This window comes from Paraburkholderia lebeckiae, from assembly GCF_014201005.1.
GTDB lineage: Bacteria > Pseudomonadota > Gammaproteobacteria > Burkholderiales > Burkholderiaceae > Paraburkholderia > Paraburkholderia tuberum.
Genome location: NZ_JACHDK010000029.1, coordinates 14,892 through 38,260, shown reverse-complemented (window position 1 = coordinate 38,260; position 23,369 = coordinate 14,892). Strand labels below are relative to the sequence as shown.

Here is a 23,369-nt window from a genome sequence, read left to right as displayed (position 1 = left end):
CGATGCTCGACCGGGTGGCCAATCCTGGCCATCTGTGGACATTCGAGGGGAGCCGGGATGACGACGTCAGAAGGAAAACGGCGGACACGCAGGTCCGCCGTGTGCCGGTCGCGGACTGGCACACGCGTCAGGCGGGGATGCAGTCGCCAGGCGATAGCGCGAGGCGCGCCGATGCCGGCGTGTCGTCGACGATCGACGCGATCCGGTCGCCATCGCGGCCGGATCGCTGAGCGCGGCACGGGCCGCGCGCTTACATCTCGGGACAGGCAAGGTCGGCCGCGACGATCCGCGCGCCGTATTCCTCGGCGGCGAGCCGCGCTTCCTCGATACTGTCGAACGGACCGACATCGGGTGCGCCATCGAAAGGGAACAGTCGGCGGCCGTCCACTTTACGGCTGACCAGCAGGTCGGCATAGAATCGTCCATCGGCGCTGCGTCGCGCGGTGACGAAGATCGAAAAGTCGTCGCGCGACAGGATCGTCGCCGGCGAGTATTGGATCAGTTTCAGCTTTCTCCTGGACATATCACTCCCTGCCTGCGTTAGGCGATCCTGTTATGCCCTTCTGAAACCGATGTTAATGGAGGTATAAAAGGATGCGTTCGTCCATAAGCGTCGACTTATGGACTTCCCTGTCGCGGCGCCGCTTCAAACGGATCAGCGCGACTGCCGCGCGTATTTCAAGGCTCCAGCTTGACCTTGATCTACCCCGGCTCGCGCCGGTCGAACTCGCGGTAGGCATTCGCGGTATCGCATCGCGCGATGTAGCCGGCGCGTTCGTGCCCGAGAATCGTGTCGGACTCCATCTCGCCGAGCGTGCCGCGCACCATGTGCAGGTCCGTTCCGCAAATCGCGCTCGACGTGAACCGCACGAGCGCGTCGGCCGGCTGCTGCAACTGCGGGTCCGGCACGTCGTCGAGCCGGATATCGCCGATGCCGTGAAATACCACTGCCTTCATCATTCACCTCCGATGTTCGATGGCGCTTGCGCCCATCAGGTCTTGTCGCCGACCGCGCGACTGCCCGCCTGATCCAGCCTGGCTTGCAGCGTTTGCTTGCGCGCCGCGATCTTTTCACCGAGCGCGGCGAGATCGCAGCCGGTGCGCCGCAAGGCCGGAAAGAGCTCCCCTTCCTCCTCCTCGACGTGATGACGCACGAGCTCGGACATAACCTTGAACGTCGCGTCGAAGCCTTGGTCGCCCGGCTTCAGCGTCTCGAACTTCGCGATCAGCGTCTTCACCAGAAAATGTTCGACGTAGGCTTCATCGACGTCCAGCTTGTCTTCGTCGGGCAGCGCCTGTTGCGCCGCCGGGTACAACAGCTCTTCCTCGATGATCGAGTGCATCGTCAGCTCTTCGCACGCGCGCTGCGCCAGCGCGGCTTTGGCTTCGAGCGTGTCGCGCTCGTCGCCGCGCGATTTGCCGAAAGCGTCGAACAGTTTTTCGACGGCGCGATGATCGGCTTCGAGCAGCGCGAGCGCGTCGGGCGTGTTCGCGGTTTCGCGTGAGGCGGTGGGCTTGGTGTCGTCGGAAGCGGACTGCGTTGCGCGGTCTTTCATGGCGGCTCCTTCAATCGGTCAAGTGCCCTGATCGAGCAAACACCATACCGCCACCGGTCCCGCGGAGGTACGTCGATTGCTGCAGTGGTGCGGCGCCGCGTGTTGCGCGCTAACCTCTCTTTCCTCTTTTCAACGACCGATGAGAATCGCCCAAATCGCTCCGCTTTACGAAAGCGTGCCGCCGTTCGCGTACGGCGCCACCGAACGCGTCGTGTCGTATCTGACCGAAGAACTGGTCGCGCGCGGCCACGACGTGACGCTCTATGCGAGCGCCGATTCGACGAGCGCCGCGCGGCTCGTGCCGATCTGCCCGCATGGACTCTGGCGCGACGCGAACGTGTGGGACACGCAAACCCATCACGTCAGGCAGCTCGCGCGCGTGATTCGCGACGCGGACCGCTTCGACGTCGTTCATTTTCACGGCGAGCCGCTGCATTTCGCGTGGGCCGAGCGCCTGCCGTGCCGTACGCTGACGACGCTGCACGGCCGTCTGCTGCTGCACGATCATGGTCCGCTGTTTCGCGAATTCGCGCGCGTGCCGGTGGTGTCGATTTCCGCCAGTCAGCGCCGGCCCGTGCCGTGGGCGAACTGGCAGGGCACGGTGCATCACAGCCTGCCGCTCGACGAGTTCGCGTTTCAACCGACGGCAGGTTCCTACCTGCTTTTCCTCGGCCGCATGATGCCGGAGAAACGTCCCGATCTCGCGATCGACATCGCCCGCCGCAGCGGCTTGCCATTGAAAATCGCCGCGAAGATTCATCCCGGCGAACGCGACTATTTCCGCGAACGCATCGATCCGCTGTTGCGCCGCTCGAGCGCGTTCACCGAATACCTTGGCGAAGTCGGCGGCCTCGCGCGCCGGCACTTGCTCGAGAACGCGCGCGCGTTGCTGCTGCCCATCGAATGGGACGAGCCGTTCGGCATGGTGATGATCGAGGCGATGGCATGCGGCACGCCGGTGATCGCGTTTCGCCGCGGCGCGGTGCCCGAGTTACTCGAAGACGGCGTGAGCGGCCTGGTCGTCGATAACGTGGACGAGGCCGTGCAAGCGGTTGAGCGCATCGACGGTATCGAGCGCGGCGCGTGCCGCCGCGCGTTCGAGCGCCGCTTCACGGCAACGCGCATGACCGACGACTATCTGACGATCTACGACGCGCTGCTCGCGCTCGACACGAGCGGCCGCCCGCGAGCGACGGGCAGTCAGCCCGCGCCGGTGTAATTGCGTTAACCGGACCGCCCGCGCAGCGCATCGGCGAAGCGCATCGTGAGATCGTCCCACTTGCGGACCAGATTCACGAACTGGGTCGATTCGCCCGGCAGCTGATGTTGCACGACATTCGTCATATGCATTGTGCGAGCTTCGCGCGTCGCTTTCGGCCCGCGTGCCTGGATTGTCGCGGAGGCTGAAAACCGCCGTCGCCGACAGAACGTTTCTACCTGCAACGCCCCAAAAAATGCAGAGACGGCATATCGCTTGCTTGTTTGTTTTGACTAACAAGAAAGGTCCGCTTTCAGCCCCGCTTCCACGTCCCGGAGCCCACTTGACCCAACGCGACTTCATCGTAATCGGCACGTCCTCGGGCGGGGTCGATGCGCTGCGTTCGCTTGCCTCGCAGCTTCCCGTCGATATGCCCGCCAGTATCGCCGTCGTGTTGCATATCGGCGCGCATGGCAGCATGCTGCCCGCGCTGCTGAACCAGGCCGGACCGCTACCCGCCAAGCACGCACAGGATGGCGAACATTACGCGCCCGGCAGAATTTACGTGGCGCCGCCCGATCGGCACCTCGTCGTCGAGGATGGGCTACTGCGGCTTCTGCACGGCGCGAAAGAGAATTTCGCGCGCCCGGCGATCGACCCCCTATTTCGCAGTGCGGCCGCGCAGATAGGGCCACGCGCGATCGGCGTGATCCTGACCGGCCTGCTCGACGACGGCACCGCGGGCCTCGAAGCAATCCAGGCGTGCGGCGGCGCGACGCTCGTCCAGGACCCGGTCGACGCGTTCGCAAGCGAGATGCCGCGACATGCATCGCCGTTTGCCGACCACGTGCTGCCGCTCGATCAAATGGGGCAATGTCTGGTAAAACTGACCGGCGGCAACGCCAGCGCGACGGGAAAAAACGGCCGTGCGCGGCGCGAGGCGACCGATCGCATCGTTCTCGAACAAGACGCGTGGCTGGCCGGCACCACGGCATTCGAAGCAATCAGGGGACTCGCCACGCCATCGACTTTCACATGCCCCGAATGCAACGGCACGCTGTGGCGCATCACCGGATCGCGGGTGATGCGTTATCGCTGTCATACCGGTCATGCGTATTCGGCCGCGTCGCTCGGCGACGGCCGCATGACGGATGCCGAGGACTCATTGCGCAAGGCGCTGCGTGCGCTGCGCGAGCGCGAAATGTTTAGCCGCGAGTTGCGCGACCATTTCGCCAAAAGCGGAGATACCGCCGCGCAACAGCGCGAGGAGGAAAATGTGCTGCGCGCGAGGCACGCGGCCGAACTGCTGCAGTCGATGCTGATGGAAAAATGAGTGCATTGCGGGATAATAGCCGTCCGAGCCAGCAAGAAATGGGCTCGTCGCCCTATAAAAATCCACCGCTGGACACTATCCTTTCCATGAAGGGACACGCAGCCATGTCAAAGAAGCGAGGGCAAACTCTGCCTAGCCAGGCACTCTATCCGATCGTCGGTATCGGCGCATCGGCGGGGGGGCTTAACGCGCTGACGGAATTCTTCGAGGCGCTGCCCGCGCACACGTCGATGGCCTTCGTCGTGGTCGTTCACCTGTTGCCGGATCACGAAAGCAATCTGGCCTCACTGCTGCAGAAAGTCACCAGCATGTCCGTGCAGCAGGTCACAGGCCCCACGCCGATCGAATCGGACCACGTCTATCTGGTCGCGCCCTCGTTCGAGATGATCATGGTCGACGGCTACCTGCGCGTCACGCGGAAGCTGCCCGAGGAAGGACGCCGCGCGAGCATCGATCTGTTTTTCCGCACGCTCGCCGAGGCGCACCGCGAGCGCGCGATAGGCATCGTGATGTCGGGTGCGGGCTCGGACGGCTCGGTCGGCTTGTCGCGCATCAAGGAAATGGGCGGCATCACGCTCGTGCAGGACCCTTCCGAGGCGGAACACGACAGCATGCCGCGCAGCGCAATCGCGACCGGCATGGCCGACTTCGTGATGACCGCGGCCGAGATGCCGCAACGGCTGATGGATCTGTGGTCCACCGCGCGGGAAATCCATCTGCCGGCCGCGGAGGCGGACGAGCCCGAGGAAGACACGGTCAACGAGTCGGCCGAGCGCGCGCTGCGCGAAATCATGGTGATTCTGCGCACCCGCACCGCACACGATTTCCGACATTACAAACGGGCCACGGTTCTGCGGCGTATCGAACGCCGCCTGCAAGTCAACGGCATTACCGATCTGCAGGCGTATCGCGATTATCTGCATCTGCACGCTGAAGAAACCCAGGCGCTGTTGCAGGACATGCTGATCAGCGTCACCAATTTCTTCCGCGACAAGGAAGCGTTCGACGTGCTCGAACGTGAAGTGTTGCCGCCCCTGTTCGAAAACCGCGGCGAACAGGACCGCATCCGCGTGTGGTCGGTGGGCTGCGCGACGGGCGAAGAAGCCTATTCGCTGGCGATACTGCTGCAGGAACGCTCGCTGAAGTCGCCCGAGGGCGTGTCTTTTCAGGTATTCGCGACCGACATCGACGAGCGCGCCATTTCTCTCGCGCGCACCGGTGTGTACCCGGACTCGATCTCCGCCGACCTGACGCCGGCGCGCATCCGCCAGTTCTTCACGAGGGACGCCGCGCATTTCCGGATCAAGAAAGAGCTGCGCGAACACATGCTGTTCGCCCACCATAACGTGCTGAGCGACCCGCCGTTCTCGCGGCTCGACATGATCTGCTGCCGCAACCTGCTGATCTACCTCGACCGCGAAGCGCAGATCGAAATCCTGAAGATGTTCCACTTCGCGCTGCGTCCCGGCGGCGTGCTGTTCCTCGGCAGCTCGGAGTCGGCCGACGGCGTGAGCTCGATGTTCACCGTGGTCGACAAGCGCAACCGCATCTATCGCGCGAACATGGCGGTGCGCAGTGATACGCCGGTGCCGATCGCGATTTCCGGCACGATGAGCTCGCGGCCTGTCGTGACCACGGTGCAGCCGCCGGGGCGCCGGCGCTTTTCGTTCGGCGATCTGCATCAGCGGCTCGTCGAGCAATATGCGCCGCCCAGCGTGCTGGTGAGCCGCGAATCCGAAATCGTTCATCTGTCCGATCGCGCCGGGCGTTTTCTGCAGTATTCCGGCGGCGAGCCGTCGCACAACATCGTGGCGGTCGTGCGTCCGGAACTGCGGCTGGAACTGCGCACCGCGATCTATCAGGCCTTGCACACGAACCGCAGCGTCGAAGCGCGCCGCGTGCGCATCGAGCGCGATGGCCGGTCGTACTTCGTCAACATGACCGCGCGGCCCGTGCACGATCCGGAAGCGAACGCGGACTTCGTGCTGGTGCTGTTCGACGAGGTCGAGGACAGCGTGGCGAACGCCGAAACGGCGCCGGCCGACGTGCAGAAAGACCCGATCATCAGTCAGCTCGAACGGGAACTGCAACGCACGAAGGAACAGTTGCAGTCCACCATCGAGCAGTCGGAAACCTCGACCGAGGAGCTGAAGGCATCGAACGAGGAATTGCAGGCGATCAACGAGGAACTGCGCTCGGCGACCGAGGAACTCGAAACCAGCAAGGAAGAGCTGCAATCGATCAACGAGGAGTTGACCACGGTCAACGCGGAGCTGAAGTCGAAGGTCGAGGAAACCGGCAAGATCAACGACGACTTGCACAATCTGATCGCCGCGAACGACATCGGCACGATCTTCGTCGACCGCAACATCTGCATCAAGCGCTATACGCCGCGTGCAACCGACGTCTTCAGCATCATTCCGTCGGACATCGGCCGCTCGCTGCTCGACATCACGCACCGCCTCGAATACGACAAGCTCGCCGACGACGCGGCCGAGGCATTCGACTCGCTGCGCCTGATCGAACGCGAGTTGAAGAGCAACGACGGGCGCTGGTATCTCGCGCGTTTCGTGCCTTACCGCACGACCGAAGACCGCATCGACGGCGCGGTGCTGTCGTTCATCGACATCACCGGGCGGCGTCAGGCGGAAGACCGGCTGCGCGAAGGCGAGCGGCGCATGCGCATCGTCGCGGAAAGCACGCGCGACTACGCGATCATCACGTTCGACGACAACGGCGTGATCAACAGCTGGAACGCGGGCGCGGAACGGATTTTCGGCTATACGGAAGCCGATATGATCGGCCAGTCCGCCGACATCCTGTACACCGAAGAGGACCGCGCCGACAACGTCGCGCAACGCGAATTCGCCGAAGCGCGTCTGAATGGCCGCGCCGAAGAGGAGCGCTGGCATTTGCGCAAGGACGGCACGCGCTTTTTCGCGAGCGGCGTGCTGTCCCGTCTCGACGAACCGGGCATCAGCGGCTTTGCGCAGATCACGCGCGATCTCGGCGAATATGTGAATGAACCGACCTCGGGACGCGGCACCCATGTCGAAACGCTGCGCGCGGCAAGCGAGCGCGACGCGCAGCGGCGCCGCGACGAATTTCTCGCGGTCGTATCGCACGAGCTCAAGCATCCGCTGAACCTGATTTCGGCGAGCGCCGAACTGATCGCGCGTGCGCCGGAAACGCGGCAGAACCTGAACGTGTCGCGCGCGACCGATACGATTCGCCGCACCGTGATCGGCCAGGCGCAAATCATCGACGATCTGCTCGACATTTCGCGCGTGCGCACCGGCAAGCTGTCGGTCGTGCGCACCGTGGTCGACATGCGCGAGATCGTGCAGCGCGTGTGCAGCGCGGTGCAGCACGATACGGCGCAGCGCGGCGTCGCGTTGAGCGTCGACATCACCGATGCGCCTGTGATCGTTCACGCGGACCTCACGCGTATCGAGCAGATCGTGTGGAATCTGATCAGTAATGCGCTGAAATTCACGCAGCGCGGTTCGATCCGGGTGTCGTTGCAGGTCAACGATCACGCCGAGGCCGTGCTGCGCGTCAGCGATACCGGCATCGGCATCGAGGCGTCGCTGCTGCCGCATATCTTCGAGATGTTCCAGCAGAGCCGCGATCCGGGCTCGCGCCGCGGGGGCCTCGGCATCGGCCTCGCGCTGGTGCGTGATCTGGTCAACCTGCACGGCGGCGCGGTGCGCGCGGAGTCGGACGGCGTCGGCCGCGGCGCGACGTTCACGGTGACGCTGCCCACCCATCGGCTCGCCACCCGCACGGGTGCGGGTATCGAAGTCGTCGCCGAGCCGCTGAAAGGCACGCGCATCCTGATGGTCGACGACGACGCCGCGACCGTCGAAACCTTCAGGCTGCTGCTGGAAAGCGAGGGCGCCGAAGTGCGGACCGCGACGAGCGGCGAGGAAGCGTTGACGATGATCAACGGCAACGCGCCCGATATCATTCTTTCCGACATCGGGATGCCGGGCATGGACGGTATGGAGTTCATCGGCAAGCTGCGCGGCATGCCGACGATGAAGTCCGTGATCTGCGTCGCGGTGAGCGGCTTTGGACAGCAAGCGGACGTCAGTGCGGCCGAACACGCGGGCTTCGACGCGCACCTGAAAAAGCCGGTGGTTCTCGAAGACCTGCTGAGCATTTGCGCGCGACTGCGCGGCTGAACTAGCGGCTTGGCGGGACGCAACGGGTCTAGCCGTTGCTTTGCGACGACGACGCGTTGCGCGACGCGACGCTCGCGGCAGCGCCTCGATCATGCACGACGACACGTCCGCCATGCCGGCAAACACGCACGCCACCTGCCCCACCGCCGGATCGTCAAACAAATTGGGCGAGGCCGATCCGTTTGTCGGCCTCGGGGCTGAACTAGCCGTCGGGCGACGACGTATTTAAATGCTCGCGTGAATGCGGGCCGCTCAGGAAGCCACACCAGCGGTTCAGCACGTGCTTGCGTTGCGCGTTGAGCGCCGGGTCGGGAAACAGCGCATCGCCGGACGGCATGCACGACCCGCCGCAGGAGAACCCGTTCGAGCAATGGCATTGGGTCGACGATCCCGGCACGCTGCTGGTCCACGTCACGCACTTCAACCGGTTGATGTGGGACAGCGGCGTCACGCCGACGCGCGTGATCGAGCATGGCGTCGTGGTGCCCGACGGCGTGCGCTACAACGGCGAACTGCAGCGCGGCATCGTGGTCGTCAATCACATCTGGCGCAGCGCGGCCGGCGGCTCGGCGCGGATGTCTTCGGCGAAACGCGCACGCGCGTGCCGCTCGATCTCGTCGGGATGGACGCACAGCGGCTAAACGGCATCGGTGAGATCGGCAACCTCGATCTGGCCGCGTTCAGCGCGCGCTACCGCTTCTTTTTCAATCCGATCCGCTGGACCAGCCTCGGCCTCGCGATCGTCGAGGCGATGACGATCGGCCTGCCGATCGTCGGTCTCGCCACGACCGAGCTCGCCACCGTGATCCGCAACGGCGAGAACGGCTTCGTGCATACCGACGTCGACGCGCTCGTCGACGCGATGCTCGGGCTGCTGCGCGATCCCGGCGAAGCGCGGCGGCTCGGCGAAGACGCGCGGCGCACGGCGCTCGAACGCTTTCATATCGACCGATTCGCGCAGGACTGGCACGACGCGCTGCTGCACGTCACGGCGTGATGCCACGCTGCTTTTCGACGTTCATGCGGTCCGACCACAGGATCACGCACCATGAAAGAACTTACCCGCAAGCGCATTCTGGTCACCGGCGGCGCCGGCTTTCTCGGCTCGCACCTGTGCGAACGGCTCGTCGCGCAGGGACACGACGTGCTATGCGTCGACAATTTCTATACCGGTACGAAGGACAACATCGCGCATCTACTCGACTGCGCGAACTTCGAACTGATGCGTCACGACGTAACGTTCCCGTTGTACGTGGAAGTCGATGAAATTTATAACCTCGCGTGCCCCGCGTCACCGATCCACTACCAGCACGATCCGGTGCAGACTACGAAGACCAGCGTGCATGGCGCGATCAATATGCTCGGGCTCGCCAAACGGGTGAAAGCGCGGATTTTCCAGGCGTCGACGAGCGAGGTGTATGGCGACGCGCTCGTCCATCCGCAGAAAGAAGACTACTGGGGCCACGTGAATCCCATCGGTCCGCGCTCGTGCTACGACGAAGGCAAGCGCTGCGCTGAAACGCTGTTCATGGACTATCGCCGTCAGCATGGTCTGTCGATCCGCATCGCGCGCATCTTCAACACCTACGGCCCGCGCATGCATCCGGCCGTCGGCCGGGTGATGTCGAACTTCATGATGCAGGCGCTGCGCGGCGAGCCGCTGACCATCTATGGCGACGGCTCGCAGACGCGTTCGTTCTGCTATGTCGACGACATGATCGACGCCTTCATCCTGCTGATGAACTGCGCCGACGATCCAGGCGGCCCGGTCAACCTGGGCAATCCGCACGAAGTGTCGATGCGCGAGATCGCGCAGCGCATCGTCGCGGTGACCGGCTCCGCGTCGCCGCTCGAAACACGGCCGCTGCCGGCCGACGATCCGTGGCATCGACAGCCGGACATCTCGTTGGCGACCAAACTGCTCGGCTGGCAGCCGAGCACGTCGCTTGACGAAGGGCTGCCGCGCACCGCGCGTTATTTTCGCGCGCGCATCGAGGCGAGTCAGCAGACGCCGCCGTCTGCGGGCATGGACGGCGCCGCAGTCACGTCCGCTTGCCTTCATTGAGCCAGCGGCGCAGCGATGCCGCCGTCGCGGCGCCGCTCTTCACGCGATCACGGCGGCCCCTCGCCGCCCGTCGCGCCATACACCTGTGCGGTCACGTAGCTCGCGCGCGACATCGCCAGCGCCACATAAATTGGCGCGATTTCGGCCGGCTGGCCCGGACGTCCCATCGGCGTGTTGGCGCCGAAATTTTCGAGGTTCTTCATCGTCTGCCCGCCGCTGACTTGCAACGGCGTCCAGAAAGGACCCGGCGCTTTGCACCACCTTGCGGCGCGTTTGCGACACGGGCTCCGCGGACGTGTCGTTTTCCTCTTGCGAGTCGCGGCCCGGCGCGCCCGTCAAGCGATCGTTGGACATCGGCTTCTCCTCCATCAAGGTGCCGACGATCGAGCAAGGCTTATACCCTTCAACTCAACGCGGCCGAGATGGTGGCGAGGCGATCCGCCGGGCAATCGACCAGATCGACGCTCAGCGACTCGCGTCCGCCCGCGTTGTTCATTTCTACACGACTGCTGTGTCCGCGCGAATGCGCATCACGGTCTGACGCGAAGTGCCGAAGCGCCGCGCGACCTCGCTGACCGACTGTCCTCTGCCGAGCGATTGCAGCACGCGTTGGCGCTGCTGCTCGGAAAGCGACGGCGGTCTGCCTGTGTGCTTCCCGCTCGCGCGAACGGCCGCGAGACTGTCACGGCTGCGCAGGCTGCGGCACGCGGCGTCGAGCCGCACTAGCGCGCGCAACGCCTTCAGTGCCGAAGGCTCGGGACGCCCGGCCAGGTCGGTATGGCCGACTTCGACGCAACGCAGAGCGATGCCAGCCTTCCGGCACTGCATCACGGTGGCGAGAATGTCGCGCGCGTTGCAGCCGAGCGCGGCCACCTCGAGCACGACGAGCGTGTCGCGCGGCGCGATTCGTCGAATCAGACTTTGAAGCTCGGGGCGTTCGCGCGCCTGCGCATAGGTCGGCAGATCCTCGACCACGACCCGCGCGAGCGTGACCATGTAGCCGGCCTTGTCGAGCCGGATCAGCGCCTGCTCGTGCCGAACCGCATCGTGCGCGCCGAACAGATAGATGTGTAGTTTTTCCACGTCGCCTTCGTAGTCACGATCCGCCATTAGCGGCGCTATTACTCCGGGAAGTCCTTTTTTTCGAGCGACGACGCCTGGGCACGCCGTCACTCATCGCGCTCAGGGCTGCCGCTGGCCGCCCTGATGCGTCGGAGGAGTCTGGTTCTGTTGCTGCTGTCCGCTGTCGCGGCCGGGCTGCGCTGGATTCGATGGCTGACGATTCGAATTCTTGTCCGAAGACATGACGTTCTCCTATGTGAGATTGCGGGTGACCGTGGTTAACCGCGGCCATCATGGTCAACACGCAATCAGCGTTCCCGGGTCCAGCCCGCGCGAGACCGTTGCGTGGCGGGCAAGCAGGCGCCTCGCTGTGACGCTTGCACTGGCGATGCAAGCAGCCGGGCGGAGGAATTTTCAAAGTGTATCAACCACGTTGAACGCCCAATACGGTTGGCGTCGGTATTGGCGCGATTGAACTGTGGTTACGTGAGCGGTGGAGGCGGCATGTAGCCGCCGCGGAGCAATCGACGGCTCGCTCGCTCTTTACTGAAGCCGGCTGCGCAGCATCTTCGCGGCGGCGACCATGTTCGTGAGCGCGGGAATCACTTCAGCCCACTGACGCGTTTTCAGACCGCAGTCCGGGTTCACCCACAGACGCTGCGCCGGAATGCGCTCCGCCGCCTTTTGCATCAATTGCACGATGTGTTGCTGGGTCGGAATGTTCGGCGAGTGGATGTCATAGACGCCCGGGCCGATCCCGTTCGGGTAGCTGAAGTCGTCGAACGCGTCGAGCAACTCCATGTCCGAGCGCGAGGTCTCGATCGTGATCACGTCCGCATCCATGTCGGCGATCGACGCGATGATGTCGTTGAACTCCGAATAGCACATATGCGTGTGGATCTGCGTTTCGTCCCGCACGCCGTTCGCGGCGATACGGAACGATTCCACCGCCCAGCGCAGATACTCGCCCCACTGCGCGCGACGCAGCGGCAGACCCTCGCGCAGCGCGGCTTCGTCGATCTGCACGACGCGCACGCCGGCTTTTTCAAGGTCGAGCACTTCTTCGCGGATGGCGAGCGCGAGCTGGTAGCACGACACCGAACGCGGCTGGTCGTCGCGCACGAACGACCAGTTCAGGATCGTCACGGGACCCGTGAGCATGCCCTTCATCGGCTTGTTCGTCAGTGACTGCGCGTAGGTGATCCACTCGACCGTCATCGCCCGCGGACGGCTGATGTCGCCAAACAGGACAGGCGGCTTCACGCAGCGCGAACCATACGACTGGACCCAGCCGAACTGGCTGAACGCGTAGCCGTCGAGTTGCTCGCCGAAGTACTCGACCATGTCGTTGCGTTCGGCTTCGCCGTGCACGAGCACGTCGAGACCCAACGCTTCCTGTTCGCGCACGCTGCGCTCGATTTCCTCGCGCATCGCGTGCCGATAGCCGGCCTCGTCGAGCGCGCCGCGCCTGAACTGGCTGCGAGCATGGCGAATTTCCGCCGTCTGCGGGAACGAGCCGATCGTCGTGGTCGGGTATGCGGGCAGTTCGAGCAGCGCGGCCTGCTTCGCCGCGCGCTCGGCGTAGGCGTGCTGGCGATTGCCGACATTCGCGTCCATGCGCGCCAGCGCGGCCTTCACCGTCGGGTTGTTCACGCGCGGCGACTCGCGGCGCGTGGCAATCGCGGCGGCATTGGCGGCGAGTTGATTCGCGACCTTGTCGCGGCCGCCATTGAGTGCGGTGGCGAGCACTTTCAATTCGTCGAGCTTTTGCAGCGCGAACGCGAGCCATGAGCGGATTTCCGGATCGAGCTTTGCTTCGCTCGCGAGATCGACCGGCACGTGCAGCAGCGAGCACGATGGCGCGAGCCACAGGCGCTCGCCGAGCTGCCGCGCGAGCGGCGTGAGCCATTCGAGCGTGGCGTTCAGATCGGTCTTCCAGATGTTGCGGCCGTTGATCGCGCCAATCGACAGCACGCTATGCGCCGGCAGCTTTCGCGCGGCCACCGCCACTTCGTCGCGTGCGTTGATCGCGTCGATGTGCAGACCGTCGACGGGCAAGCCGCAGGCAAGTTCGAGGTTCTCTTTCAGTTGCCCGAAGTACGTCGTCAGCAGCAGCTTGACGCCGCGTTCCTCGAAGCCTCGATACGCGGTCACGAACGCGTCGCGCCATGCAGGATCGAGTTCGGTGACGAGCACCGGTTCGTCGATCTGCACCCACTCGACGTCCATCACCTTGAAATAGTCGAGCAGCGCGCAATAGACGGGCATGATGCGAGCCAACAGCGCAAGTTTGTCGGAGTCGTCCTTCGCCTTGCCGAGCCAGAGATACGTGATCGGACCGATGATCACCGGCTTCGCCTTCACGCCCTGCTCGCGCGCTTCACGCAGCTGTTCGAGGAAGCCGGACGTGTCGAGGTTGAACTTCGTATCGGCCGTGAATTCGGGGACGATGTAGTGGTAGTTCGTATCGAACCACTTCGTCATTTCGCCGGCCGCGACGCCGCCGCGACACGCGGCGTGCTCCTCGGCACCCTGCGCCGAGCGGCCGCGCGCGACGCGGAAGTAATTGTCGAGCTTGTCGCCATGAAAGCCCTGCACGCGTGCTGGCAGATTGCCGAGCGTGAAGCTCATGTCGAGCACCTGGTCGTAGAACGCGAAATCGCCGACCGGCGCGAGGTCGAGCTCGCGTTGATCATTCCAGTGACGCGCACGCAGTTGCGCGCCGAGCGCCTTCAGTTCGTCGCGCGACGATTCGCCCTTCCAGTAGCGTTCGATGCCGAACTTGAGTTCCCGTTGTGCGCCGATGCGCGGGAAGCCGAGATTATGTGTCGTGACCATTGGGGCTGCCTTCCGATGAAAAGTGCGAGGAACGATGCAAGGACTGGCAGCGATGATAGGGTTTTCGTTCCATGAAGAAAAATGGCATTATTTCATTTATCCATTATTTTTCTTCATTCGAGGTAGCCGTGCACTTCCTGCGCGCGGCGTCATCGCTAACCGCGACGAGCACTCAACTCACGACCGAGCCGCATTGCTATCCCGCAGCGGCGTGCTGACTCGAAAGGCCTGCCAGTATCTTGCCCGGCAAAATGGGCAGGTCGCGCACACGCAAGCCAATGGCGTCGTAGACGGCTGCGGCCACTGCGGCATCCACGCCGGTCGCGCCGAGTTCTCCGATGCCGCGGGTACCGATCGCACTTGCATGCGGATCATACTCACTGACGAAGTGGATCTTGATATCGAGCGGAATGTCCGCATTCACCGGGACCGCCACGTTCGACAGATTCTTCGCGAGCCAGCCACCGGTATTGGGCTCCTGCACGCTTTCTTCCATCGTCGCCTTGCCCCAACCCCAGATGATCGCGCCCGTCATCTGGCTTCGCGCCGTTTTCGGATTGATAATCCGGCCCGCGGAATAGGCACCCACCGCCCGGCGCAAGCGCACGAGGCCAAGCTCGGGATCGACGCCTACTTCGACAAAGATCGCACCCCACGTCCGCATCGCGTATGGCGTACCGTCGCCGTCCGCGCTGAAGCTGGCGCCACCCGGAAGCGTGAACGCGCCGTCCGCGACCATCTCCGGTAGATTAGCCTGCCGCAGGCTCGCGCGAACGTCTTTCCCGCCGAGCGCATCGAGCTTCGCGTTGATTTCCCGGCAAGCCAGTGCGATCGCGCTTCCCGTGCTGCCCGTGGCGCTCGATCCATAGACGGGACTCGCCGGGTGAAGGTTGGTATCGCCCCACACAATCGACACTTTCTCGATCGGCAAGCCCAGCTCTTCGGCCGCGATCTGGCAAAAGACCGTCTGCGTGCCGGTGCCGATATCGTGCGTGTTCGCCTCGATCAGCGCCGTGCCGTCGGACCTCAGGCGCACGCGCGCCCCGCCGGGAAAGCGGAAATTGCCCATTGAGCTCGTCGCCATCCCATGTCCGATGCGCCAATCTCCGTCTCGTCGTGGCGCCTCGCCGCGCGTGCGCCAGCCATAAAGCCGCGCGCCTTCCTCATACGCCTCGCGAAGCTTTTTTGAGGACCAAGGCTTGTTCGTATGCGGATCGACCTCGGCGTAATTCGCCAGTCGTAGATCGAGCGGATCGATCTTCAGCGCCACGGCGAGTTCGTCCATCGCGCTTTCGAGCGCCCATAGCCCCGGACCTTCCACCGGCGCGCGCATTGGCGTGGGCACGTTGATGTTGCGCCGCTCCAGCCACTGCTTGGTGCGAATGGCGGGCGACGCATAAAGCGTCTTGCTTGCTTCGCTTGCGGGCTCCAGGTGCGTGTCCGCAATCGCGCTCGAATTGACGATTTCGTGATCGATGGCGCTGAGCCGGCCGTCCGCCGTTGCCGCAAGCTTGATGTCCTGTTTCATCCACGGCTGATAGCCGACGCAGACGAACTGATCGTGACGCCGCAGATGAAGCTTCACGGGCCGCCCCGCGACGCGTGCCGCGGCGGCGGCAAGAATCTGGTGCGGCCACACATATCCCTTCGAGCCGAACCCGCCGCCCGTGTGCGGTGCGATCACGTGAATGTCGTCCGGCCTCATGCCGAGTGCCGCGGCTACGACAAGCGGCACATTCTCGCTCGCCTGAACCGCATCCCACAGCGTGAGCTTGCCGTGCTCGAATCGCGCAACGGTGCCCGATGTCTCCATCGCATTGTGGTGACGCGCGGCTTGAATATACGTCGCCGCCACGCTTGCCTGTGCGGTTCCGAGAATCGCATCGACGTCGCCCATTTCCAGATCGTCGCCGAGCATGCGTGGCTCGGGCGGCGGCTCGCGCGTCGCGGTGCCGGGAAGGATGGGGTCGTCGCGCTCGCAACGGACAAGCACGGCATCGCGGCCGGCTTCCGCCGCCTCGATGGATTCCGCAAGCACGATTGCGACCGGCTCGCCTTCGTACCGAATCGCGTCGTTTTGCAACGGCAGTGCGAGCACCGCCGCTGGCGGCTGCACCGCACCGAATCGCGGCATATCGTGCGCGGTAAGCACCCGCACCACACCCGGTAAGGCAAGTGCCGCGGTGGCATCCACGTCGAGCAGCCGGCCCGACGCGACGGGCGCGCCGACCAACGCCGCATGAAGCGTGCCGGGCGGCGTATTGTCAGCCGCGAATTTCGCCTGTCCCGTGACCTTCGCCAGGCCTTCCACGCGGGAGACCGCCGTGCCGATGCTCATGTTCGCCCTGCTGCCGTCAGTAACGCACGCACCGCGGCATTGCGCGCCATCGTCACCTTGTAGCCATTGTGAGCGAGCGGCCGGGCGTCGCTCATTGCCGCGTCGACAATCGGCGTGACCACTTCCTTGCTCGGCGCCTGCCCGGCCAGCGACACCTCCGCGGCTGGAAGGCGCCACGCGCGTTGCGCCACCGAGCCAAGTGCAATGCGCGCCGACACGATGCGATCCCGATCGAGCTCCACGGATGCGGCTGCCGAGACCAGCGCATATTCGTAGCTGGCGCGCTCGCGGACTTTTACGTAGGCGGATCGTGCGTCCGCGCGGATGGGTATGTGAAAGGAGACGATCACTTCGTCGGCAGCCAGTCTCGTCTCGAGCCGGGCGGCATCGCCGCCCATGCCGGCCGCTTCCTGCTGCGTCAGGTGGAACTCCGTCATCTTGATCATTCGAACGCCGTTCGGCCCGATGACCTCAGCTGTCGCATCCAGACAAGCCAGTGCCACCGCCGGATCGGACGGTTGAACCGCGACGCATGCATCGGTCCAGCCAAAAATTGCATGCCGTTCGTTGATGCCGTTGCGCGCGGGGCAGCCCGACCCGGGATTGCGCTTGTTGCAGCCCCATGGCAACGGCGTTTCCGAACGAAAATAAGCGCATCGCGTCTTTTGCATCACATTGCCGCCGAGCGTCGCGCGGTTGCGCACCTGCGCCGAGGCGGCGAGCAGACAGGCTTGAGCCAGCGCGCTCGCGTGGGCGCCGACGAGCGCGTCTTCACCGATCACGTTCAGGTCCGTCAGCGCGCCGATCACCAGATCGTCACGCTCGCGCACAATACGAACGAGACCTGTGAGTCCACCGACATCGATGACGCGATCGGGCGCTGCGATGCCGAGCCGCATCCAGTTGAGCAGCTCCGTACCGCCCGCGATGATCGCCACGTTGCCCGCCGCCAACGACGCGACTACCTGTTGCGCGGTTGCGCCACGCGCGTACTCGAAGTTTTTCATCGTTCGTCCCCGGCCGCGCCGGCGGCATCGAGCACGGCCGCCACGATCTGCGGATAGCAAGAGCAGCGGCACAGATTGCCGCTCATCCATTCGCGAACGCTCGCCTCATCGGTCGCGTGCCCTTCAGCGATGCAGGCGACCGCGGAGACGATTTGCCCGGGCGTGCAATAGCCGCACTGAAAGGCATCGTGCTCGATAAATGCCTGCTGTACCGGATGCAGCGTCCCGTCGGAGGCGGCCAGACCTTCGACAGTGATGACCTCGCAGCCGTCACATTGCACGACGAGCGTCAGACAGCTGTTCATCCGCTTGCCGTCGACCAGCACGGTGCAGGTACCGCATGCGCCTTCATTACAGCCCTTCTTGGCGCCGCTGAGACCCGAGTCTTCGCGCAACCAGTCCAGCAGCGTGACGCGCGGGTTCACCATTGCGACCCGCGGCTGGCCGTTCACACGCATCGTCACCGTGACGCTGCTTGACCAATGCAGCCCGGCGTCTCCATCTGGACCTGATTGCTCCCCGAAAGTAGCGTCGTCCATTGCCAATTCCTTGCCGGTTTCAACAATCACTCTGCTTGTATATAGACCATATGGAGTCGATATCAAGGGACGATATCCCTCCTGCTTCCGCAACGTCTCCCAAAGAATCGATCCGGCTCGAACTGCAACGCCGAGCTGCTCGCATGCACTCGCTCGACACTTGCGCGCATCGGGCCGCATTTGAAGCCTGTGGTGCGACCGAGCGGAGCACCAAAAACATTGCAGGAGCCTGAAGAACAGACGCCTGACGATTGATCCAAAAAAGAGTCGGCGAGGCGAACAAACCTCGCCGACCGAAAATGCCCCGGCTTTACGAGGGTCGCCGGGACAGGAGGGCCAAACCTTGATTAAAAAATTACTTGCTGCTCACGACGCGCACGCCTGACGAGACAGGACCGGATACCCCTGAACTACCGTGCTGCGTCGAATTTGCCAGCTGATTCACGAAGGAAACGACTTCCGGCCAGTGATAGCATTTCATCCACACGAAAGCCGCGATCAGCACGGACGCTGTAGTCAGCGCGAACACTTTCCACGCGCGCCTTGATCGCGGTTTTTCGTCTTTCGCAGCAGCGAGTGCTGCGGCAATTGATGAAGACGGTTTGATCGTGCTCGTGAAGCGGATGTCGTTCACGAACACTTTCCCGGCTTCGAAACGGTTGTGCGGCGGAACTTGCGGCTGCTGCGCCGGTTTTGCTTCTTCATTGGCGCTTGATGCGCTCACGCGTTCAGCGCTCACGCGTGGCCGCTGCGGTTCGAAGTCCGCAGCTACAACCGCGAGTCGCGCAGATACCCTGTCGAGAAAAACCTGCACATCTGGTTGAAGGTAGCCGAGCGCATCTATCGATCCTTCATTCAGATGGTCCGCAATCGTCGCAAGCTGCGACGCGAACAGCCCCGGCAATTCCGAAATATCGGCCTGCTCGATCAGCAGGTGATGCTTGATTAATCCGCCGAGAATCGCGGCGCAAATGCATGTCAATGCGCACGTAGCCTGCTCCGGTACGCCAATTTGCGTGGCGACGTGATCACTCAGCACGCTCGCATCTCTGCCGGTCGCGTGAGCCACGAACGTGAAGCCCGCGTGTTCAAGCTCTTTCAGTTGACCGGTCGTATCGACCAGCTTTGCGCACTCGTCGTCAATGCGCGGGTTGATATCGCGCGACATCAACGCGCCGAATACCATGACGGTTTCCTCGCGCCCTTCCGATGATCGCGCCGCGAGCGCGGCAATCAGAATCGATCCGGCACGGCTGAAAACGTCCGCGATGGTCAGCGCAGGCAGTCCGATTTTCATCGCGATTTTTTGACGAACGAGGTCGTCAGCGCACGCGCTCAGTGCGGCGGAAAGATCGATCCGTTTCAATGCAGGCTCCCCATTGCATTTTCCGTTTGCTCAACCTGCGTTTCGTGACTGAGCGCGAGCACAGCAAGATCGCGCGTCAGCGCTTCGAAGACAGGCGTCCAGTCGCCGTATGTGGATTGCCGGTAAAGGCGCGTGTTTGCGTACCACGGACTATCCGTGCGGTCCGTCATCCAGACCCAATGCGGATTAACGTCGAGCAGGACCCACGTAGGCACGCCCAGGCCGCCCGCCAGATGCGCAATCGACGTGCACACAGTGATGACGAGATCGAGGCCGCTGACGACTGCCGCTGTGTCGTCAAACGATGAGAATTCCGCAGCCGGATTGGCGACAGTCAGGCCCGCGCCGCGCAGATGCTGCACGTCCGTTTCCGCGTCCATCTGCAGATTCACGAACGTGACATTGCTCATGCCTGCAAAGGCGCGTGCGTAATTCAGCGGATCGACCGAACGCAGTCCGTTGCGCTGATGCGTTTTGCTGCCGCTCCACGCGAGGCCAACACGCAATTTCCGGTCGTTCGGCAGATACTTGCTCCACGTCTGAACCTTCTGCGGATCGGCTTTCAGATACGGTTCGTCGGGCAAATCGTTGAGCGTCACACCGAGTAGAAAAGGCAGACTGCCCACGGGCAAATGAAAATCGAAATGCGGCAGCGGACGCTGATCGTGCGGAATGATTGTCGGCACTTCATCACCGAGGCTGCGTGCAAAAAGCGTTTGCAGACTGCTGAAACAGCAATAAACCAGCTTGCCGCCCTGCTGTTCCACGAATTCAGCGACAGCCGGGACAAAACGCACAAACTGCAATGCATCGCCGTGCCCCTGCTCGCCCCAAACGAAAATCGTTTTACCCTTCAGCGCTTCGCCGTTCAAACGTGGCGCGGGGATATTCGGCACGACATCACGCAGTTCCGGCGAACCGCTCCAGCGCGCCTCGTGATTTCGCCAGCCGTTTTCGTAGTCGCCGAGCAGCAATTGCAGCATGGCGATAGTCCAGATCAGTGAAGGATTTTCCGGATTGAAGGTCAACGCCCGCTGCGCGATTTCGAGTGCAGCGGAAAACTGTTGCAACTCGCGCAGCACGTACGAATATGTCTGCAATGCGCTGACGAGATTCGGCGCGAGCGCGCACGCCCGTTCGGCTGCGACCAGGCTGTCATTGAGCTTGCCGGTTTTGAGCAGCACAGACGCGAGATTTGTCCACGCAAAGGCGTGATCCGGGTCTTCAGCAAGCGTCGCTTCGAAAAGCTGACGCGCCTCCTCGTACCGGTTCAATTCGAGATAGGCAGCGCCGAGGTTGTTGCGCAGCATCGGCAATTTCGTGTCCAGGCTGAGGGCCTTCTGGTATGCATCGAGCGCCTGCGCATGGCGTCGCGTCTGCTGATACGCGAGCCCGAGGCGAAACCAGTTCCCGGCATCGGCGCCGAAATGCTCACAAAGAATGATCGCGATATTTATCGCGTCATCGCCGCGCCCCATGCGCGATAAAGAATCAAACCAGTCGATGAGCCACACATCGCCACGCGCGCCGGTGCTCCACGCACGCTGAAACCATTCCTGCGCATCGGCATCGTTGCCGAACCTGATCGCCACGCGCGCACGTTCGACAAGCGCATCTACGTTGTCCGGTTTGATGCTGAGCGCCTGATCGAGCAGTTGCTGTGCTTGCACGAGCCGCCCGCGCAGAATCATCAAGCGGCTGCACGCGATCAACACTATCGGCTCATCTGACTCCATCGCGCGCTGCGCATCGAGCAGTCGTGACGCGCCAATCAGATCGCTGCGCGTGATTTTATTTTCGACATCACCGAGCCATTTCATTTGCGCGTCCGTCACTTGCTTCCCCGTCACTTGTGTCAGCGTCATTTCGATGCGCTCCGGAAAGTCTGTTGCGGACGGATGGCCGATTTCTCCGCAAGCCGACCAATCAGCCCTGCAAAAGCGTCATCGTTCTTTTTGCCCTGCATCGCTTTGCGCATCGGTTCGCGTGCTTCGTCATAAGACGGAACCACCGTAGCGCGTCGATCGTTGAGGCGCGCAACGATAAAGCTGTCGCCGACGCGAACAGGCGTGCGCGTGATTTCCCCGGTCTTCAACGTCGCGATAACATGCGCGAGCGGCACCGGCACACTTTGCGTGTGACCTTCTGTGATCGGAGTTTTGAAGCTGACCCATGCCGTTTGCACAGCACTGGCCTGCGTGCGTGCGGCGACCTGATCAAACGAATTGCCGTTCTGAAGCAGCATCAACGCGAATCGTGCTGTCGGCTCATCGGCAAACACCATCTGGCTTTGCTGATACTGATACGGCCCAAGTTCGCTGATGATTTCGTTATAGCGTTGGCGCACCTCGGCATCCGTGACCGGTTCAGCGGACAGATGCCGCGCAACGTACAGCCGATTTTCGGTATCGATTTTCGCTTTCTGCATTGCGGCGCGAACCGCTTCCGTGTTGCCCAAGCCTTCGCGCTCCGCTGCCTGACGCAGCAATTCACGCGCAACGAGCCCTTGCAGAATTTCCGGTCGCATCGTTTCGGGACGGCCTGTCATCGCTTCCTCTAATTCGACGCGATGCACGGCCACGCCGTTGACCGTCGCCACGGCATCATCAGAAGCTGCGAGCGCCGTCGGCACGTGAAGTCCAGCCGCGACGATTGCCAGAACCATCAAACCCATCACGCGCGGGGTACGTACGTTTTGCATGTGTGTTTTCCTCATCTGTGTTTTCCTCATCTGTGTTTTTCTCACGTGTGGTTTTCTGGTTAGGCCGCGACTAGCGCCGCGAGCAATTCGTCGTAACGGGCAATAAGCGGTTCGTGCGTGGCAAGGAAAGGTTTGATCGCTGCGCGCTGACGGGCGCGATACGTTTCCCAATTGCCGTTATGGTTTTTTATCGCGTCCACAAGCTGCTGCGTACCTGCATCCAGATCGCTTTCCGGATAGAAGTATCCGACTTCCTTGCACAGATGCGCGTTATGGACGAGCGCATATCCGTTCCAGGCCACATCGAAATAGAAATAGTTCAGCGCGAGGCCCCATTGATGCGACACGACGATATCCGTATGCTCAGCCAGAAATTGCGGCGTGTCATGACGGCCAACGAAGCTGACCTTGCTGTCGCGCACCAGCTCCAGGTAATGCGCGATGCCGACAAATTCAGGACACGAGCGCGCCAGATGTTCTGCGTTCGTCACGTGCACGTAGCCGAGTTTTTCGCCAACCTGCCGATACGCACTTTCTGCAATCAGCAGCGGATTCAGGCAGAACTTCAGCACGTCGATATTCGGTTCCATGATCGATATGCGTGCAGGCCCCTTACCCGGCCTGTATTCGCCTGCGAACGGCATTTCTTCTGTACGCATGTTGAGGCACATCGAGTCCCACACGAAAGGCACAGGGACGACTTTATGACGCCGCAGCACGCCGAGAAAGCCTGCGCTTGTCCCCATCACCTGGGGAATCACCCAAACCTGGTCATAGTTCTGGTTGATGAAAACGTGATCGGTCAGACGCCGCCCGAAAATCATTGCCTCAGTCATCTGCACGTATTCAGGCCCGCAGCAGTAGCTGACGATCTTCGTACCACGTGTTTTGAGATAGGCCGTCTGCTCGTTGCTGATCTGGCCGCCCAGCTCGATCAACACATCGAGCCTGTCTTTTGCATCCGCGAACGCACGTGTGGGGAAGCGGTTCAAATCCCACGGCAGCGCGGAAGTAACGGCCACGTTCGTTGTGTTGACGAGCGTTACCTCGTGACGCAGCGGCGAATGCTGAAACAGCTTCGCCAGATACAGCGCGTTCTGCTTGATGCCGTTGACCCACAGACTTTCAGCTTCGTGGTGAAGCCCAATCGTGATACCGATTCGTAATTTTCGATTCATA

At 62.8% G+C, this 23,369-nt stretch carries 17 protein-coding genes and 4 pseudogenes; 6 read left to right on the top strand and 15 right to left on the bottom strand.

Features of this window, described 5'->3' with window-relative positions:
* Positions 1–2: 2 nt before the first annotated feature.
* A complete protein-coding gene (locus HDG39_RS31085; protein ID WP_184011567.1) occupies positions 3–230 on the top strand; it encodes a hypothetical protein in 228 nt (75 codons plus the stop codon).
* Between the two features lie 20 nt (positions 231–250).
* Here the strand turns inward: HDG39_RS31085 and HDG39_RS31080 are convergent, their stop codons facing one another.
* From HDG39_RS31080 to HDG39_RS31070, 3 genes and pseudogenes are all read right to left on the bottom strand, one after another.
* A complete protein-coding gene (locus HDG39_RS31080; RefSeq protein WP_184011565.1) occupies positions 251–523 on the bottom strand; it encodes a DUF6723 family protein in 273 nt (90 codons plus the stop codon).
* 215 nt (positions 524–738) lie between these two features.
* Positions 739–957: pseudogene (locus HDG39_RS31075) on the bottom strand (alcohol dehydrogenase catalytic domain-containing protein); the annotation flags it as partial.
* Positions 958–992: 35 nt separating this feature from the next.
* Entirely contained in the window at positions 993–1,556 is a 564-nt protein-coding gene (locus HDG39_RS31070) for a hemerythrin domain-containing protein (RefSeq protein ID WP_184011563.1), read from the bottom strand.
* A gap of 139 nt (positions 1,557–1,695) precedes the next feature.
* On the opposite strand from HDG39_RS31070, the gene HDG39_RS31065 reads away from it, so the two are divergent.
* Positions 1,696–2,775 (top strand): glycosyltransferase family 4 protein, encoded by a 1,080-nt coding sequence (locus tag HDG39_RS31065; RefSeq protein WP_184011561.1) that lies wholly within the window; start codon positions 1,696–1,698, stop codon positions 2,773–2,775.
* A 5-nt stretch (positions 2,776–2,780) separates the two neighbouring features.
* Here HDG39_RS31065 and HDG39_RS35400 read toward each other — a convergent pair whose 3' ends face one another.
* A complete protein-coding gene (locus HDG39_RS35400; RefSeq protein ID WP_260328391.1) occupies positions 2,781–2,906 on the bottom strand; it encodes a hypothetical protein in 126 nt (41 codons plus the stop codon).
* Between the two features lie 191 nt (positions 2,907–3,097).
* Here HDG39_RS35400 and HDG39_RS31060 point away from each other — a divergent pair, with 191 nt between their 5' ends.
* Together HDG39_RS31060 and HDG39_RS31055 are read left to right on the top strand one after the other, a co-directional pair.
* Positions 3,098–4,087 (top strand): chemotaxis protein CheB, encoded by a 990-nt coding sequence (locus HDG39_RS31060; protein ID WP_184011559.1) that lies wholly within the window; start codon positions 3,098–3,100, stop codon positions 4,085–4,087.
* A 104-nt stretch (positions 4,088–4,191) separates the two neighbouring features.
* Positions 4,192–8,274: a CheR family methyltransferase gene (locus HDG39_RS31055; protein WP_184011557.1), complete on the top strand. Its 4,083-nt coding sequence runs from the start codon at positions 4,192–4,194 to the stop codon at positions 8,272–8,274.
* A 205-nt stretch (positions 8,275–8,479) separates the two neighbouring features.
* Here HDG39_RS31055 and HDG39_RS31050 read toward each other — a convergent pair.
* Positions 8,480–8,614 (bottom strand): annotated as a pseudogene (locus HDG39_RS31050) (phophatidylserine decarboxylase associated domain-containing protein); the annotation flags it as partial.
* Here HDG39_RS31050 and HDG39_RS31045 point away from each other — a divergent pair.
* Both HDG39_RS31045 and HDG39_RS31040 read left to right on the top strand, forming a co-directional pair.
* Positions 8,613–9,271: pseudogene (locus HDG39_RS31045) on the top strand (glycosyltransferase); the annotation flags it as partial. The pseudogenes HDG39_RS31050 and HDG39_RS31045 sit on opposite strands and share 2 nt — an antisense overlap.
* A 51-nt stretch (positions 9,272–9,322) precedes the next feature.
* Positions 9,323–10,339 (top strand): UDP-glucuronic acid decarboxylase family protein, encoded by a 1,017-nt coding sequence (locus HDG39_RS31040; RefSeq protein WP_184011555.1) that lies wholly within the window; start codon positions 9,323–9,325, stop codon positions 10,337–10,339.
* Between the two features lie 47 nt (positions 10,340–10,386).
* On the opposite strand, the pseudogene HDG39_RS31035 reads toward HDG39_RS31040, so the two are convergent.
* The 10 genes and pseudogenes from HDG39_RS31035 to HDG39_RS30990 form a co-directional block, all read right to left on the bottom strand.
* Positions 10,387–10,590 (bottom strand): annotated as a pseudogene (locus HDG39_RS31035) (SDR family oxidoreductase); the annotation flags it as partial.
* Positions 10,591–10,837: 247 nt separating this feature from the next.
* Entirely contained in the window at positions 10,838–11,449 is a 612-nt protein-coding gene (locus tag HDG39_RS31030) for a recombinase family protein (RefSeq protein ID WP_184011553.1), read from the bottom strand.
* A gap of 495 nt (positions 11,450–11,944) precedes the next feature.
* Positions 11,945–14,239 carry a 5-methyltetrahydropteroyltriglutamate--homocysteine S-methyltransferase gene (metE, locus tag HDG39_RS31025; RefSeq protein ID WP_184011551.1) on the bottom strand — a complete coding sequence of 765 codons (2,295 nt, stop codon included), beginning with the start codon at positions 14,237–14,239 and terminating at the stop codon, positions 11,945–11,947.
* Between the two features lie 196 nt (positions 14,240–14,435).
* Complete coding sequence (locus HDG39_RS31020; protein ID WP_184011549.1) at positions 14,436–16,577, bottom strand: xanthine dehydrogenase family protein molybdopterin-binding subunit; 2,142 nt, start codon at positions 16,575–16,577, stop codon at positions 14,436–14,438.
* The gene (locus tag HDG39_RS31015; RefSeq protein ID WP_184011547.1) at positions 16,574–17,584 is read right to left on the bottom strand and encodes an FAD binding domain-containing protein; all 1,011 of its coding nucleotides are present in this window, start codon (positions 17,582–17,584) and stop codon (positions 16,574–16,576) included. The genes HDG39_RS31020 and HDG39_RS31015 overlap by 4 nt, the downstream gene beginning before the upstream one ends.
* Positions 17,581–18,123, bottom strand: a complete 543-nt coding sequence (locus HDG39_RS31010; protein ID WP_221305928.1) for a (2Fe-2S)-binding protein — start codon at positions 18,121–18,123, stop codon at positions 17,581–17,583. The genes HDG39_RS31015 and HDG39_RS31010 overlap by 4 nt, the downstream gene beginning before the upstream one ends.
* A gap of 355 nt (positions 18,124–18,478) precedes the next feature.
* Positions 18,479–19,192, bottom strand: coding sequence for a hypothetical protein (locus HDG39_RS31005; RefSeq protein WP_260328390.1), 714 nt, complete (start codon positions 19,190–19,192; stop codon positions 18,479–18,481).
* A 293-nt stretch (positions 19,193–19,485) separates the two neighbouring features.
* The gene (locus HDG39_RS31000; RefSeq protein ID WP_260328389.1) at positions 19,486–21,354 is read right to left on the bottom strand and encodes a tetratricopeptide repeat protein; all 1,869 of its coding nucleotides are present in this window, start codon (positions 21,352–21,354) and stop codon (positions 19,486–19,488) included.
* Positions 21,351–22,235 (bottom strand): peptidylprolyl isomerase, encoded by an 885-nt coding sequence (locus tag HDG39_RS30995; protein ID WP_311667820.1) that lies wholly within the window; start codon positions 22,233–22,235, stop codon positions 21,351–21,353. Before HDG39_RS30995 ends, HDG39_RS31000 begins: the two co-directional genes overlap by 4 nt.
* 14 nt (positions 22,236–22,249) lie before the next feature.
* Positions 22,250–23,368 carry a DUF2827 domain-containing protein gene (locus HDG39_RS30990; protein ID WP_184011543.1) on the bottom strand — a complete coding sequence of 373 codons (1,119 nt, stop codon included), beginning with the start codon at positions 23,366–23,368 and terminating at the stop codon, positions 22,250–22,252.
* Position 23,369: the final 1 nt, after the last annotated feature.